General features: G+C 41.5%; 1 protein-coding gene. It reads left to right on the top strand.

Going from position 1 to position 910, the window contains the following annotated elements:
* Positions 1 to 910 (top strand): TonB-dependent receptor (locus DPQ23_RS15195; protein ID WP_162630803.1); only part of this gene is annotated, 910 nt, incomplete at both ends.

Below are 910 nucleotides of genomic sequence, written 5' to 3'. Positions count from 1 at the left end.
AATTCGTTCGGCAATATTAAAGGCGAACAAAAATTCGAATACGGATTATATGCCGAAGGGATTTGGTCTTTAGGTAAAGTGCTGACCTTAACCACAGGGTTACGTTATGATTACTATGATTTGGATACAGCGGGTAAAGTGGATAAAAACGGTAAACCGCTTGCCGGTAATAAATCGGTATCCGATAAAAGATTAAATCCGAGTTTCGGATTGATTTGGGACATTACACCGAATTTTGCTTTGAATGCTAAATTAAATTATGCAAGTCGCAGCCCTATTTTAGCTTCGGCAAATACCATAACCGATAACCGCGGTTCATTAGATAAAGCCAGAGGCTTACGTTTTATCGATCCTAAATTGAAAACCGAAGACGTACGTTTGGCGGAAGTCGGTTTTGAATGGAAATATGCCGATTTTAATTTAAAAGGCAGCGTGTTCGAGCAAAGAGTTAAAAACTTCTATCAAACGACCAACAGTATCATTAGCAATGCGGGAACCTTAAAAACGAAAGGTTATGAAGCCGAGTTGGATTATCAATGGAACGCATTAAAATTAACCGCCGGTGTGGCGTATGCCGATCCGAAAGCGGACTTTGCGCTTTCTAATGATCCGCTGAATGTTATTCCGCAAGGTCGTCAATGGAGTACCGGTGTTTCGTATAAATTTGTTGAACCGAATTTAGAGATCGGTTGGTTAGGTCGCTATGCTCAGTCTAAAGAGTATAAAACGGGCGCTGCGCCGAAAGTCGAAACGAGAAGACGTATCGGATACGGCGTACATGATATTTTCGTAAACTGGCAGCCGCTTAATCAAGACAACTTCAATGTGAATTTCACGGTAAAAAACATCGGTAATAAATTCTATCGTAGCCACAGCCAAAGAAATCTTGAAGTCACGCCGCCAAGCCCGG

It is taken from the genome of Paracoccus endophyticus, from assembly GCF_003286075.1.
Classification (GTDB): Bacteria; Pseudomonadota; Alphaproteobacteria; order Rhodobacterales; family Rhodobacteraceae; genus Paracoccus; species Paracoccus endophyticus.
Note: the sequence above shows the minus strand (reverse complement) of the source record. Positions and strands in the feature narration are given on the sequence as shown.